Raw genomic sequence first — 15,795 nt, 5'->3', positions numbered from 1 at the left:
GTGAGGTTTTCACCAGGGCGCTCACCCGGGGGAGGGTAAACTACGGGGATGCCCGTCCGCGCCGCCCTCCTTCATCTTCGCGCGCCCCAGCCACCCGCCCGCACCCCCCGGACGGTGGGGCACCCGTGACCGACACCCCGACCCCCGAACGGAGCGCCCCCGCCCCCACCCCCCGGCGGACGGGACGGCGCTGGCCGTGGGTGCTCCTCATCCTGGCCGGGCTGCTCGTGCTCGCGGCGGCGCTGGCCCCCCGGCTGCTGGGCGGGTGGCTGCTCGCGCGCCTTGACGGGGGAGACACCCGCATCACGGCGGACGCGGTGGGCGGGCCGCTGTGGTCGCCCAGCCTCTCGGGCGCGGCGGTGCGGCTCCCGGGCGTGAGCGCGACGGCGGGCCGCGCGGGCGTGAGGATCGAGGGGGTGGACCTCAGAAACAAGACGGTGCGGCTCAACGTGGCCGTCTCCGACGCGGCGGTGAACCTGCGGCTCAGGGACCTCCTCTCGGGCGGCGGGGGCGGGCGGCAGGGCGGGGGCGGGGGCGGCTGGAAGGTCGTCCTCGGCGGCCTCGACGTGCAGCGGACGCGGGTGAACGTGGACGGCTCGGGCGTGAACATCCCCGACAGCTCCTTCCGGGTGCAGCCGGGCGAGAACGGGACACTCGCCGTGCGCGGGCGAACGGACGAGGGCGACCTCAACGCCGACCTGCGGGTGCGCGGGGGCGCGGCGGGCAACGTGTTCGACCTCGCCCTCGACGCCGACGCGCGGGTCATCAACCACTACTGGCCGGGCGTGACGGGCGGGCGCATCACCGGGCGCTACGTGCTCGGCGACGGCCCGGTGCGCGGTGACCTGCGGCTGCGGGACGGCAGCATCCAGGTCCCGCAGGCGAGGTTCGTCACCGTGCGGAAGATCGGCGGAACGGCCACCCACCGGGGGGACAAGATCGCCCTCGACCTCGCGGGCGTGGGCTGGAACGGCCCGATCACCGCCCGGGGCGGCGTGGACACGGCGGCGAAGAACTGGACGGTCACGGCCCAGGGCTCGCCGACCGTCGAGGGGCTCGCGCAGGCGCTGGGCACCACCGGGCGCGGCACCCTGAACCTGAGCGTCACGGCGGGCGGCTGGAGCACCGTGCGGGTCAAGGCGTACGGCAAGGGCGCGGGAACACTGGCGGGCATCCCCTTTCAGGACTTGAACGCCGAATACACCTACCTGAACCGCGACGCCTCGACGGGGCAGACGAACGACCTCGCCCTCAGCGCGAAGACGAGTCTGGCGGGCGAGCAGACCCTGACCGGGCGCTGGGCCTTCGGGCGCGAGGGGTGGGCGCGCTGGGCGGGGACCTTCGCCGGGAGGCCGCTCGACGTGACGGGGGAGATTGACGCGCAGAACCTCCTCACGCTGTCGGGGCGGGGGCTCGGCGGTCCCCTCGCGGGCACGTTCAGCCTCCGCACGCAGGCCATCGAGGCGACGCTGAACCCCGACTACGGGGCGGCGCGGGCGCGGGTGGCGCTGAGCGGCAAGCCCTCCGACCTGCGGGCGACCGTGACGAATGGGACGGCCGGACCCTTCCCCCTTGCCGGGACTGCCCGGTTCAACCGCGACGGGTTGAAGGCCGACCTCGGGAGCGTCGTGCTCGACCTCGACCGCAACTTCCGGGGCGCGTGGACGGCGCGGGACCTGCGGGGCGCGGGGGTCACCCTCGGCGGATCGGGGACCCTCGACCTGACGGGCGGAGACGTGGCAGGCACCGTCAGCGCGACTGTGCCGGGGGTGGAGGGCACCCTGCGCGGGCCGCTGAGCGTGCACTACCTGCGGCGGCAGGGCACCTTCACACCGGGCGCACAGCGGCTGACGTGGCGGGGGGACGCCTTTACCCTGAACGCGCGTGACCTGCCCGTGGCGGGCGGCGTGCGGGTGAACGGCACGGCGACGGTCACGACCGGGTTGCGGGCGACGGGCACGCTGACGGCCAGCGGCAACGGCTTCGACCTCACGGCCACCGGGCGCGGCGACTCGGCCAGCCTGCGCGGCACGGCGGGCGGGGTGACGGTGCTCGCCGACACGGGGCTGCGGGCGGGCTTCCCAACCACGGCGCGGGTGGAGGGCGCCGACATCCGGGGCACGCTGAGCGTGGAGGACGGCGTGCGCTTCACCCTCACGACCGCCGGGGAGACGGCGCGCGGGGTGATCGACGGCCAGAACTGGGACGCCACCGGGCGGGTGAACCTCGCCGCCCTGCGGCCCCTGGTGGGGGTGGACGACCTCGGCGGCACCCTCGACCTCGCGCTGGCGGGGCGGGGCGGCACGGCGCGGGTGGACGCGACGGCGGCGGGCGCGGCGGTGCGCGGGACCCTCACGCGGGTGGGCGGGCCGGTGAACGCGAGCCTGCGGGTGACGTACCAGGACGCGGTGGCGAACCTCGCCGGCCGCGTCTTCCCCAGCGTGCAGGCGAGCGGCACGGCCTCCTGGCAGGGGCAGACCCTGAACGCCGCGCTCTCGGGCGAGTACGGCAACCTGCGGGCGCGGCTGACGGGACGCACGGGCGCCCTCTCCTTCTCGGGGGTCACGATTCCGGGCCAGGCGGTAGACATCGGAGGGACCCTCACCCCGGCCCTGACCGCGAGCGGCACCTGGGGCGACCTGCGGGCGCGGTACGACGCGCGGACGGGCCTGCTGAGCGTGGACGGGCGGCAACCCCTCACCGCCTTCGGGCAGGTGGGGCAGGTGCGGGGGAGTGCGACCTGGGGACCCGGCTTTCGGGGCAGCGTGAACGCGAGCGGCGTCCTCGACCAGTACACCGTGGCCCTGCGGGGTCCCTGGAGCAACCTGAACGTGCTGCTCACCGACGCCGAGGGCCTGCGCGCCACCGGCACGGCGGCGCTTCCGGCAGGCAGATACGACCTGAACGTGCGCGGCCCGGTCGCGGGCCTCTTTGTGGACGGGCGCGTGACGGGCACGGGCACCGAACCGCGCGGTACCGTGAACGTCTTTGACGGGGCGGGCGGCTCGGCGCGGGTGACGCTGCGGGGCTTTTCCGACTTCGACGTGCAGTCGGGTGGCCTGACCCTGGCCGGACAACGGCTGAACGGCACCCTGACGGCGCGGGACGGGGTGCTCTCGGGGGACCTCACCGCCGGGCCCTTGCGCCTGAAGGCGCAGAACGGGCGGGTGGACGCGAGCGGCGAGATTGCGGGCCACACCGTCACGGCGCAGGGACGGCTGACCCTGCCCGCCACCCTGGAGGACCTGCGGGTGCGCGTGAGCGGCCCCCACGTCACCGCTGACGCGACGGGCGGCGTGGCGAACCTGCGCGGCTCGCTGCGGCTGAACGCGCAGAGCTTCGGGTCCGGAGAGACGCGCGTGACCGTGCCCGCCCAGGTCTTCCCCCTCACCGCCTCGCTGACGGGCGCGCGGGCGAACGTGGGCGGCCTGACGTACCTCGGCGGGAACTGGGGCGGCGGCGTGAATGTCCGCTACGCGCTGGACGGGCAGGCGGGCACCGTGCGCCTTGTCGGAAGTGGGACAAGGCTCGCCGCCGTGCCCTCGGGTCCGGTCGCCGGGCGGGTGACGCTGCTGCCGGAGCTGGGGGGCACGCTGACGACGAGCCTCTCCCCCGCCCTCGCCTACCTGCCCGCCGAGGTGCGCCGGGAGACCGTGCCGGGGCGACTCGTGGCGACCCTGAGCCCGAACGGCGCCCTTCTGACCACGCGCGGCACCCGCTACCTGGGCGAGCCGCTGAATCTCAACGCCCGCGTCGGCTGGAGGAACGGCGTGACCGCCTCCGGCACGCTGACCCACCCCGGCACGCGCATCCCCGTCCGCTACGACGGGCGGAACCTGACGGTAGACGGCGCCCTCCTCGACGCGCGGGCGCTGCGGCCCCTCGTTGAGGCGACGGGCAGCGTGACGGCGGACCTGCGGGTGCCGGACCTCGACTTCGGGCGGGCGAACGGGCGGGCGCGGGTGAACCTCGCGGCGTCGGGGCAGCGGGCCATCGGAACCGTCACGCTCTCGGGCGGGCAACTCGGCGCCGACCTGACGAGCGACCTCGCGGGGCTGAGCGTGCGGGTGCGCGGGCCCCTCTACCCGCAGGCGAACGCGGCGCTGGCCGTGGACGGCGTGCGGGGCACCCTCAGCGGAAACGCCGCCGGGACGTTGACCCTGCGCGCCGCCGGGACCTACCAGGGCCGGGCCCTCGACCTCACCGCCACCGGGCGGGCGCTGACCGGGCCGAACGCGGCGGCCACCCTGAACGCGGTCGTCTCCGGGGCGAGCGTGAACCTCGGCCTGAATAAAACGAACACCGATTGGCGTGTCCAGGGTGCCTTCACCGCCCCCGACCTGCGGGCGCTGGCGGGCACGGACGGGAACGTGAGCGGCACCGTCACGGGCACCCTCTCCAACCTGCGGGTGAACGCGGACGGGGAGGTCTCGGGCGTGGCCTTCCGCGCTCCGGCCATCTACACGGGCGGCGTGCTGCGGCTGAGCGGGGCGACGGCGACCCTGCCCGGCACCCTGGGCACCGTGCGCGCGAGCGGCCCCGTCTTCCCCACCCTGAACCTGAGCGCGAAGGCGACCCTGCGGGATTACTTGCCCGGTACCTACACCGTGCAGGCGAGCGGCGCCCTCTCCAAGCCCGACGTGCGGGCGCAGGGCACCTTGTCGAATGGGACAGGCGGCCTCCAGGCGGGGGGCTCGGCCCTCACGGCGCGGCTGCTGGGCCGGGACTGGAAGGTGACCTTCACGGGCGAGCCGCTGGCGGGCACCCTGCGCGGCCAACTCGGCGCGAACGCGCTGGGGGGCTTGCAGGACGGGCGGCTGAACGTCCACACCTCCTTCCTCTCCGGCGACACGCGCGTGCGGCTCGACGGGGTGACGGGCTGGAACGCCCGGCGCGGCTGGCTGGGTGACCTGCGGGCGACCGGGAACGTGCCCGGCGGGGCGCTCGACGCGCGGCTGACCGGCGCGGGGACCCTCGCGCTCGCGGGCGGCATCGGCCCGGCGCGGGTGACGGGCACCTTCCCGGCCAGCCTCCCCTTCCGCCCGGGCGGCACGCTCGACCTCACGGCGCTGGACGCGGGGGCGCTGTGGGACCGTCCCGGACAGCTCCGGGTCACGGGGCGGGCGACGCTGGCGGGCAGAAGTTGGACGGCCCTCCAGGCGAACTTCGCGGGCCGCCTCCAGGACACGCTCGGCGACCTGAGCGGCGACGTGGGCGCGAACTACCGCGCCGGGGACGTGACCGTGCGCCTAGCCGGGGCGCGGCTGGCGGGCGGCGCGACCCTCACGAACGGGCGCTACAACGCCACCCTGCGGGCGGATACCGTGCGTCTCGCGCGGCTGCTGCCCCCCGCCTGGGACGTGGACTCGCTGACGCTGGCGGGCACCGTGCGCGCTTCCGGCACGCTGGCGGGTGGACCCGAGCGGGTCGAAGCCCGCACCCTCGCGCTCAAGGGCGAGCAGGGGACGGCGGGACCCTTCAGCCTGTACGGAACGGCGACCTACTCGCGTCAGCCCGGTCAGCCCGACGTGCTGGAGACGGCCCTCTCCGGCAGCCTGCGGGGCGGGGTGCTCAGGGCGGACGGTGCTCTCCCGGCGGGCGTGCGAGTCACCGCGCGGGATGTCGACGCCCGGGCGTTCGGGGCCGGGACCGTCGGCGGCGACCTGACGCTGACCGGGCCGCTGCAGGGCGCGCTGGTCGCGGGGAGCGTCACGGCCCGCGCCGACGAGTTCGACGCCCGGGTGACGCTCTCGGGACCGCTGCGGGAGGCGAGCGCGAACGCCCGCGTCACCCTGAAGGGGCAAGGCCGGGGCGGCCTCGTGTACGCCGACCTCTCCGGCCTCGACCTCGCGGCGGGCACCGTGCGGGGGCGGGTGTACGGCACGGCGCAGCAGGGCGGGAACACCGTCCGGCTCGACCTGGGTGGGACGTGGCCGCGTCTGACGGGGGAGGCGACGGCGACCGTCCCCAGCCTGCCCGACCCGGTGACCCTGACGGGCGACGGGCAGGGCGGGTACGCGGTCGGCGCCGGGCGTCTCGGCACGGGCCGCCTGACCCTGACCCCCGGGGAGGGCTTCGTGCCCGCGCTCGCCGGGGCCCTGCGGCTGACTCCCCTCGCCCTCGTGAACGGCACGGGGACGGCGACGGCGGACGTGACGCTGGCGGGCGCCCTGACCTCCCCCCGTCTCGGGGCCACCCTGACCACCCGGGACGCGGCCGTTTCCGGCGTGCGCCTTGCGGACACGACCGGGACGTTCGCGGGCACCCCGAGCGGGCTGCGCGGCACCCTCGCCCAGGCGGGGGTCACCGTCGCCACGCTGGAGGGGCGGACGCTGACCCTGAACGGTGTCACGGCGAGCGCGGCGGGAGCGACCCTTCGCGCGAGCGGGACGGCGGGGCTGGACGGCACCGCGAACCTCACGCTGAATACCAGCGGCGCGGTGGACGGCAACGTGCAGGCCACGTACCGGGACGGGGCGCTCACGGCGGTCGGGACCGTGGGGTCCCAGGGCCTGCGCGCGGCCATCGACCTGAACGCGAGCCAGCGGCTCGGCTGGCGCGGCACGGCCCGCGTGACGGGCGGCCCCGGCGGCGTGCTCACCGACCCGGCCACGCTGAGGGTGAGCGGCCCCTTCGGGCGGCCCCTCGTCACGGGCGAGGCGGGGCTCCTCGGGGCGGGCGCGCGGCTGGTGGCGAACGCGGCGGTCGTGCAACTGCGGCTCGTGGACGGCCCCGGCGCCACGGCGAGCGGTGTGCTGGAACTTCGCCCGGACGAGCGCGGCGAGTGGAGGTGGCTGGGCACGGCCTCCCTGGCCCGGCCCGAACTCAGCCTGAACGTCACGCCGACCGGACCGCTCGCCGATCCGCTCCTGACGCTGGACGTGCGCCGGGGCGAGTGGCGCGCGTCGGGCACAGCGGGGATGCGCGCGGCCACCCTGGGCGTGACGGACGGGCAGCAGTCGGGCACCCTCACCTGGCAGGGCGGCACCGTGCGGGCGAACCTCCCCGGCCTCGACCTCGCCCGCCTCGCCATCCCCCGGGTGAGCGGCCTGCTGACCGCCAGCGGCGCGGTGAGCACCCAGACCCAGAACGGCAGCCTCACCCTGCGCGCCTCGGGCGTGAAGACCGACCTCACCGTGCCCTACCTGGGGGTGGCGCTCGACGGGGACATCGCGGCGGACGTGACCCTGACGGGCGGGAAACCGCGCGTGCGGGCCACGGCCACCCTCCCCTCGGGCGTGGTGAACCTCAGCGCCACCCAGGCGGCGGCGGGCTGGACGGGCAACCTGACGGGCACGGTCGCGCGCGACGGGGGCACCCTCACCGCGAACGTGACGGCGGGTGCACCCGGCCTGAACGGGGCCGTCACCGCCGCGCGCTACCCCCTCCAGGCCCTCGGGCAGGACGTGCGGCTGGAGGGGCGGGTCACGCTGGGCGGGCAGACCTTCGGGGCCGACCTCACCGCCGGGAACGACATGGGCGAGGCCCGGGTGAGCGCCCAGGGCGGCCTGGCGGACCTCCTGCCCTCCCTGGAGCGCGTGGTCGCCGTGCGGCCCACCGGCGAGGGCTACCGGGTGCGCGCGGTGCTCGACGGGGTGGACGTGGCGGGCCTGAGGATCGCGCCCGGTCTCTCGGGCCGCGTGAACGGCGAGGCCACCCTGCAAGACGGCGGCGGCACGATCGTCCTGAGCAGCCCGGCCCTCCAGATCGCGCAAAAGGCCCTCGGGGCGCGCGTGGAGGGCACGCTCAGCGGCGGCGACTGGCGCATCCGCGGCTTCCTCGGCGAGACCGACTTCTTCGCCTCGCTGACGAACGGCGTCCTCTCGGGGCGGGCGACCCTGCAAGCCCTCCCGCTCGGGGCGGTCGCCGGGGCCTTCGCGGGCACCTCCGTCGGTGAGGGCGTGGTGACGGGCGTGGCCCGCTTCCAGGTCCCCCTCGCCGACCCCCTGGCGGGCAACGCGACCGTCGTCGCCGAGCGCATCCGGGTGACGGCGACGAGCGGCACGGGCGAAGGCGCGGTGACGGAGACGCTGACGGGCACGGGCACCCTCGACTACGCGGCGCGCGAGCTGCGGAACGTGAACATCCAGCTCGGCGGGGCGGGCACCTGGGACGTGCGGGGCGGGTACACGCGGGAGCGGGTGGACCTCTCGGCCCAGTTCCGGGACACGACCTTCACACCGGTCCTGCGGCTGATCCCCGGGTTGGCCGACCTCACGCCCAGCCTCAAGGGGACGGTCACCCTCTCGGCGGCGGGGACCTACGACCGCCCGCGCGGGCTGCTGCGGGCGCAGAACCTCGCGGGGTCGCTGGCGGGCCTGAGCCTCCAGATTCCCACCTTCGCGGGCGACCTGCCCGACTCCGGCGCCTTCACGGCGGGCGGGCGGCTGCTCACGGGCGGCACGGTGGGCAGCGACGGCACCCTGGACGTGCGCGGGCAACTGACCCTGGGCCGCCTCTCGGGCACGCGGGCGACCTTCACGGGCCTGCTCGCCCCGCAGGCGCTGGGGCCGCTCCCGAACACGACCGTCACCGTGGCGCAGACGACCGAGACGCGCTGGACGGTGCAGGCCACCAGCCGCAGCGCCGCGACCCCGACGAACCCGGCGGGCGTGCTGAACGTGACGGGAGCGCTCACGCCGAGGCTTGACCTCGCGCTCACCGCCCGCAACTACGACCTGCCCCTCGCCCTGATCTACGGGCGCGACAGCCTGCTCAACGCCGACCTGCGCCTCGTGGACGACGGCTCGCTCGTGCGGGTGAGCGGGGCGGCCACCTTCCTGCGCCTCACGCTGGGGCGCCCGGACACGGCGGCGACGATCCCGGCCCCCGGCCAGACCACGAGCGGGGGCACGGCCCCGGGCACGAACGGGCGGACGACCGACAACTTCCCCAGCCCGCTTCCCGAGCAGTACCAGACCTTCCCACAGCCGCAGCGGGAGGAAGCCCAGGCCCCCGAGCAGCGTCCGGCCCGCCCCTTCCTGGAGCGGCTGGTCTTCGAGGACATCCCCATCCGGGCGCCGAACGGCATCCGGGTGGACGAGGCGCTCGCGCGGGCGGAGTTCACGGGCAACCTCGTCGTCTCGGGCACGGGGGCGCGGCCCCGCTTGCGCGGCGACATCCTGGCCCAGCGCGGCACCCTCTTCCTGCGCGAAAACGAGTTCGCCCTGCGGACCGGGCGGGTGACCTTCCCCGGCGAGGGCGTGTACCCCAGCTTCGCCGTCGTGGCGGCGGGCACGGTGAGGTCGAGCACCTCGGGCCAGCAGGTGCCCGTCACGCTGAATGTGGGGGGCAGTTTCCGCACCCTGCAAAGCGGCGAGAGTGTCCTCGACCTCCAGACGAACCTGAACTGCACGGCCGCCGGGAACGCCTGCGTCGATCCCGTCACCGGCAACCCCTACACGGAAGCGCAGCTCTACGCCCTCGTCGCCACCGGGGTGCCCAACCTGGAGGCGCTGCCGGGCAACCTCGCCGCCCTGGGCACCTCGGCCCTGCAAACGGCCCTGAACGTCTTCGTCCTCGGCGAGATCGAGCGCAACGTAGCCCGAGCCCTCGGCCTCGACGTGTTCCGCCTCACGCCGAACCTCTCGGTGGACGACGGCACGCTGGGCGCGACCCTGACCCTGGGCTCGTACCTCACGCGCGACCTGTACCTCCAGTATCAGGTGGACCTGAGCGGCCAGGGCCTGCTCGACGCCACCTACAGCACGCCGGACGGCCGGGTGACCTTCAAGGTCAGCACGCCGCTGAATGGCCTGAGCCTGGACTCGGTGCGGCCCAGCTTCAGCGCCGCCTACAACCTGGGCCGCCGCGCGAGCGTGAGCCTGGGGGTGCAGAACGACGCGGACAGCACGAAGCTCCAATTCGGGGTGACGTACCGGCTGTTTGCGAGGTAGGGGGGGAGCGGTCAGCCGTCAGTGGTCAGCGAAAAGGAGGGGCGCCCCAGCGGAGGTTGGGGCGTTTCTCTTGGTTGCTCTCACACCGAACTGATGGGCAGCACGTCACGCGCCCCGCCGAGGTGGGCCAGCGTGAGGGCCCGGTCACCGTGGACGAGACCGACAAGTGCCCACTGCACCTCCAGCGTGCCCGCCCAGAACCGGGCGCGGTCGAGGGAGTCAGTCAGTTCTGGATAGACGGAAAGAACTTCCCTGACCAGGGACTCACCGTAGTTACTCAGCAGTACCGCCAGGTCGGTGGCCGGGTCACCGAGGCCAGCCGTGCCGAAGTCGATGACGCCCGCGAGCCGCCCGGCGGTGGGATCGAAGAGGACGTGGTACACGCCCAGGTCACCGTGGATCAGCCGGGGCGTGGGGCTCAGGTCCAGGGTGTCATTCAGGATCGGGGCGAAATGGTCGAGCATCCACGCGCGCTGATGACGCATCAGGAGCGGGAATAGGTGCTCCTCGGCCTGGGCCAGGAGCGCCAGCCAGTCCTCACGGGTTCGGAACGCGTCCGACGCCTGAAGCCCCGCCGCCTCGGTGGCCGCGCGCGGGATGTGGTGCATCTGCCGGAGAAAGGTCATGAGATCCCCCAGAACAGCCCGACGATTGTTCGGAGTCAGGCGCAGAAGAAGGTCGCGGGTCAGGGGCACACCGGGGACAAAGCGGTAGCTGACGAACTCGGGCTCCAGGTGCTCGAACTGGGGCACCCGCACGGCGGTATGTTCGCGGATCAGGGCCAGAACGCGCGCCTCCTGCCGAAGAGCCTCGGCAGCCCACGGATGCTTGCCGAAGCGGCACACCACTTCTCCGTTGACGACCACGACGTCGTTGACCATGCCGTCTTGGTTGAAGTCCAACGTGTTCAGGGCCAACCCGGGATAGACCGACCGGATTTTTTCCAGGTACACCTGGGGAACAGACATACTTACACCTCAACGATCAGACAGAAGGCCCACCCACCGGGGTGAGTGACAGGTTCTCGCTGAAGAGGTGGGTCAACGAATCACAGAGGTCAGCTCCTGAAGAGATGCCGGCATTGTATGTGCAAATTGGCAGGGAAACGTCGCGCCTGGACGAAGGTTTACGGTCCCTCGGCGCCCCCTCACCCCGACGGCTGGAACGTCAGCCTCTTGCCCGGCTCACTCTTTCGGGATGACGTACCGGCTGTTTGTGAGGTAGAGGGGCGGTCAGCAGTCAGCCGAAGGAGAGGCGTCCCAGCGGAGGTTGGGGCGTTTCTCTGCACGCAGCTCATTACTCTCTTCCCGCCATCCGGGTAAGCTCAGGGCAGTACATAGGACAACAAATAAGTACTTGCCAGAATTCCACACTCATGGTATGTTAATAGCTAACCGGGGTTAGCTGCTCCCAACGGTTTCCTCTATTGGTTCGAAGGAAAAGGTGTTCTTATGAGTGGACAGTCAAAACAGGTGATGATTCGCTGCCCTCGTACAAATAAGACCGTCCCTACCGGTTTCTCTATGGATGAGACCTCCTTTAAATCTAGTCAGCTTAGTGGAAACTCGTTTGGTCCCTGCCCAGCCTGCGGGGGGACGCACATGTGGAACAAACAGGACGCGTTCCTAAAGTAACTCCTTAATAAGGCTTTTTTGTAAAAGTAGCAGGCACAGCATGACTGATGCAGGGTGGTCTAGCACGCTCTGCATCAGTCATTTTCCATACGGTATTATTTGCGAGGACAAGCACGAGCATAGATGTTCCATCTTGCAATGGAATGTGCTTACAATAGAATACTCCTCTAACATCACCCCGGCAGCCTGAACCGCAGCGTCGTGCCGCGCCCCGGCTCGCTGTCCACCTCCAGTTCTCCCCCGGCGAGGGTCACGCGCTCGCGCAGGCCGAGAAGGCCCAGGTGGCCCTCCTGCGCGCGGGCCTGCGCCTGCGCCTGAGTGAAGCCCTGGCCGTCGTCGCTGATCGCCACACGCACGCCGTTTTCCTCGAAGGCGACGCGGATGGCGGCGCTGGCGGCGCGGGCGTGCCGGTCCACGTTCGTCAGGGCTTCTTGCGCCAGCCGGAACACCGTGAGTTCGAGGGTCGGGGGAAGCCGCCGCTCGGCCCCGCTGACCTCCAGCCGGGCGTCGGTCTGCGCCTGCGAGACGAGCCATTCGAGCGCGGGAAGCAGGCCGAGGTCGTCCAGCACGCTCGGGCGCAGGTTGCGGGCGAAGCGGCGCACGCTCTCGATGGCGGCGCCGAGGTCGCCCAGAATGTCGTCGGCGCGCGCCCGCTGCTCGCCCCCCAGCTCGCGGGCGAGGCGGGCGACGCGGCGGGTGGTGGCGACGAGGACCTGCGCCGTGTCGTCGTGGAGTTCGCGGCTGATGCGGCGGCGCTCTTCCTCCTGCGCCTGGGTAAAGAGGGTGAGGTAGCTCCGCAGCTCCAGCGTGCGGCTGGTGGCGGCCTCCAGCGCCTGCCCGCGCCGCTGAATCTCGTCGGCGAGGGTCTGGAGTTCCGAGAGGTCGCGGGCGACGGTGAGCACGCCGTGGAGCACTCCGCCAGGACGGACGGCGCTGAGGCGGACCTCCAGCCGGTAGCCCGCGACCTCGATCTCGGCGCGGCCCCCGGCGGGGTGGGTGTGCGCGGCGTCCCAGGCGACTTGCAGGGCGGGCCGGGAGGCGGGCGTGGCGAGCCCCAGCAGCGAGGCCCCGACGAGCGGTCCGGTCAGCGGCGCGAGGAGGCGGGTGGCGGCGGGGTTGGCGTAGGTGACGGTGCCCGAGGGGTCGGCGCTCAGGATCAGGTCGTGGGCGCCCTCCGCGAGCTGGCGGTAGCGGGCCTCCTCGCGGGCGAGGGCGGCGAGAAGACGCTCACGGGTGAGGGTCAGCGCCATCTGGTCGGCGACGCTGCGGGCGAGTTGCAGAACACGGTCGCTCGGGGGGTCCACCCCGGGGTCGTCGGCGTACAGGAAGCCGAGCACCGTGTCGCCCCCCGCTCCGCCGCGCAGGGGCACGATCAGGGCGCTGCCCGCCCCCGGCAGGGCGGACCGGCGGGTCAGGGGCCGGGGTCCGCGCCCGACCTGCGAAAGCAGCCCCGCGAGGTCGGCGGCGGCGGGCGGCGGCAGGTTGAAGGCCGCGCACCGCGAGACTTCGCCCGTCTCCCCCTCCATCAGGGCGATCAGGCCGCGCCCGGCGTTCAGCGCCAGGGTGGCGAGCCGGGACGCCTCAGCCAGGGCACGGTCGCTCTGATCCTCGCCGAGGAGCCGCCCGACGTTCAGGAGCACGGCGGCCTCGCGCTCGCGGCGCAGTTCCTCCTCGTACAACCGGGCGTTCTCGATGGCTAAGGAGGCCTGCGCGGCGAACACCTCGGCCAGGGCGAGGTCGTCGGCGTCGAGGGGGAGGGGGGCTTCCCAGTACAGGGTCAGCGCCCCGAACACGCCCGCCCGCGTGCCCAACGGCAGGCCGATCACGCCCCGGTACGGGTAGCGGCCCTGGGCGAGGAGCTGCCGGGTGTAGCGGCTGCCCCCGCCGAGGTGCGCGGTGTTGAGGTCGTGGGCGGTGACCAGGGCGCGGCGCTCGACGGCCCGCCCGGTCACACCCGATCCCACCTTGGCCCGCACCCGCAGGACGTACTCGCTGGGGAGGCCGACCGCGCTGCGGATGTTGAGGGTGCGCCCGTCGGGTTGCAGCTCGTACACGCCCGCCGCGTCGGTGCCGAAGAGGGCGGTCGCGCGCTCCAGAATGCGCTCCAGCGTGTCGCTGAGGTGCAGGCTGCCCGCCAGCGCCGCCCCCGCCTCGCGCAGCGCCTCGGCCGCCTCGCGCTTGCGGGTCTCGATCCCGTAGAGCCGCGCGTTGTCGATGGCGAGGGACGCCTGCTCGGCCAGCGCCAGCACGAGGCGGGTGTCGTCCTCGGTCACGCGGGCCCCCGGCGAGCGGCTGTCCACGTACAGCAGGCCCAGCGGACGCCCCCGCGCGGTCAGCGGCGCGATCAGGGCGACCTCGGGGTCGAGTTCCGAGAGCCCGGCGCCCAGCGGCGTGCCCGCGTCCCGCGCCTTTTCGAAGAGGATCACCTCACCGCGCCCGGTCAGCCGCCCGAGGGACACCGGCCCCACCCCGATCCCGCCCGTAAAGGACGGCTCGAAGCCGTGCGTGAACACCTCCCCGGTGCGCGCCCCGTCCTCGCCGAGTTCGCTGAACAGCCCCACGAAGGCCCGCCCGAAGCCGAGCGCCAGGGCCGCGCTCTCCGCCGTCGCCGTCAGCACCTCCGCGAGGTCGAGGCTCCCACCCAGGCGCCGCACCAGCCGCTCCACCGTCTCCGCGATCCGCCCCTGCCCCCGCCGCGCCTCCCGGGCCTGTACCCCCTCCAGCGCCAGCGTCAGGAGCGGCGCCAGCCCCGCCATCACCTCCACCCCCACCGGGTCCGCCCCCACGAGTTCGAGCACCCCGCCCCCGAAGGGCAGGCAGGCGAGCATCCCCTCCTCCAGCGGCCCCCCCCGCGCCAGCGAGCGGGCGGCCAGCGTGCCGTCACTCAGCCCCAGCCCCCGGCCCTCCTCGCCCACCACGGCGAGCGACCCACCAACCACCGCCCACACCTGGACCCCGTGCGCCCGCACCGTCTTGCAGGCGAACCCGGCCAGCGCGGCGCCGAACGCCCGCACGGTAGGCGCGGCGCTGAGGTCGGGGGGGAAGGGGGGGAGGGTCATGGGAAGGGAAGTGGGTTGAGGAGATGGTAGAGCTTTGGCGGGGTGGGAGGAGGGTTTACTCACCCCCTCTGCTGCGCAGCTCTCCGAGTCCCAACCTCCCCCCTCAAGGGGGAGGAGCTAAAAGACGAGTGGCGGACGGCGGAGAGTATTGAAGTGGGTCACACGCCCCCTCACCCCGGCCCTCTCCCACGAGGGGAGAGGGAGAGAAGATGCTGAAGCCTTTACGCTGTTCAGAACGTCAATCCAGACGCCCCCTTGAGTGTCCGCAACTGAACGCTCCTGGCCCACGGCCCCGCCTTGCTCGCGCAGCGAGACGGTGGGCACGCCGACGGGACGCGACAAGATCACACCTTGCGTTCAGAAGAACCCGTCCACCCGCGCTGTCCGTGTGCCCTTGCCCAGCGCAGCGCCGCTCCCCCTGCCCCCTCGGGGGGGAGGGGGGTGGGGGGTGGGGGCCAACCGCAGCAAGACACCCGGCCCCAGACCCCCTACACCGTCTTCGGATCAATCCACCCCCGCTTGATCCCGTACAGCACCGCCTCCGTCCGACTCCCCACCCCCAGCTTGGAGAAGATGTTAGCAAGGTGAACCTGCACCGTGCGAGGGCTGATGTCGAGGTCCCGCGCGATCTCCTTGTTCGTGCGCCCCGTCGCCGCCACCCGCAATACCTCCAGCTCCCGCGGACTGAGCGCGTCCTCCGGCGGCGTCGGCGTCTGCTGCGCGCTGAACCGTTCGAGCACCTTGCGGGCGACGGAAGGATGCAGCGCACTCTCCCCCGCCGCCACCGCCCGCACCGCCCCGAGCAGATCGTCCTCGCTGGCGTTCTTGAGCAGATACCCCGCCGCCCCCGCCTCCAGCAGCGCGAAGACGTAGGCGTCGTCGTCGTAGCTCGTGAGCACGAGGACGCCCACGGTGGGCCGCTCGGCCTTGATGACTCGGGTGGCTTCGATGCCGTTCATGCCCGGCATGGACACGTCCATCAGGATCACGTCGGGTTGCAGGGCGCGGGCCTTGAGCACGGCGTCCTCGCCGCTGTCGGCCTCGCCCAGCACGCGCAGGTCGCTTTCCCCCTCCAGCAGCTCGCGGGTGCCCTTGCGCACGACGGGGTGGTCGTCCACCAGGAGCAGGGTGATGGGCCGCCCGTGGACGGAGGAGGTGTCGCTTTCGAGCATGAGGGCAGGATACCCGCGCGGGCAAGGAAGAGGG

General features: G+C 73.3%; 4 protein-coding genes. 1 reads left to right on the top strand and 3 read right to left on the bottom strand.

The genetic code is table 11. The annotated features are described in order from the left end of the window. The first annotated feature begins 125 nt into the window (after positions 1–125). Entirely contained in the window at positions 126–9,896 is a 9,771-nt protein-coding gene (locus tag IC605_RS11170) for a translocation/assembly module TamB domain-containing protein (RefSeq protein WP_216323413.1), read from the top strand. An 80-nt stretch (positions 9,897–9,976) separates the two neighbouring features. On the opposite strand, the gene IC605_RS11165 is transcribed toward IC605_RS11170, so the two are convergent. From IC605_RS11165 to IC605_RS11155, 3 genes are all read right to left on the bottom strand, one after another. Next, the gene (locus IC605_RS11165) at positions 9,977–10,864 is read right to left on the bottom strand and encodes a phosphotransferase family protein (RefSeq protein ID WP_216323410.1); all 888 of its coding nucleotides are present in this window, start codon (positions 10,862–10,864) and stop codon (positions 9,977–9,979) included. 839 nt (positions 10,865–11,703) lie between these two features. After that, complete coding sequence (locus IC605_RS11160) at positions 11,704–14,589, bottom strand: sensor histidine kinase (protein ID WP_216323407.1); 2,886 nt, start codon at positions 14,587–14,589, stop codon at positions 11,704–11,706. A 488-nt stretch (positions 14,590–15,077) separates the two neighbouring features. Beyond that, positions 15,078–15,761, bottom strand: a complete 684-nt coding sequence (locus tag IC605_RS11155) for a response regulator (RefSeq protein ID WP_216323404.1) — start codon at positions 15,759–15,761, stop codon at positions 15,078–15,080. Between the last annotated feature and the right edge of the window lie 34 nt (positions 15,762–15,795).

Origin of the sequence: Deinococcus aestuarii, assembly GCF_018863415.1 — a bacterium.
GTDB lineage: Bacteria > Deinococcota > Deinococci > Deinococcales > Deinococcaceae > Deinococcus > Deinococcus aestuarii.
The sequence above is the reverse complement of the archived record's forward strand: the minus strand, read 5'-3'. Positions and strand labels throughout refer to the sequence as shown.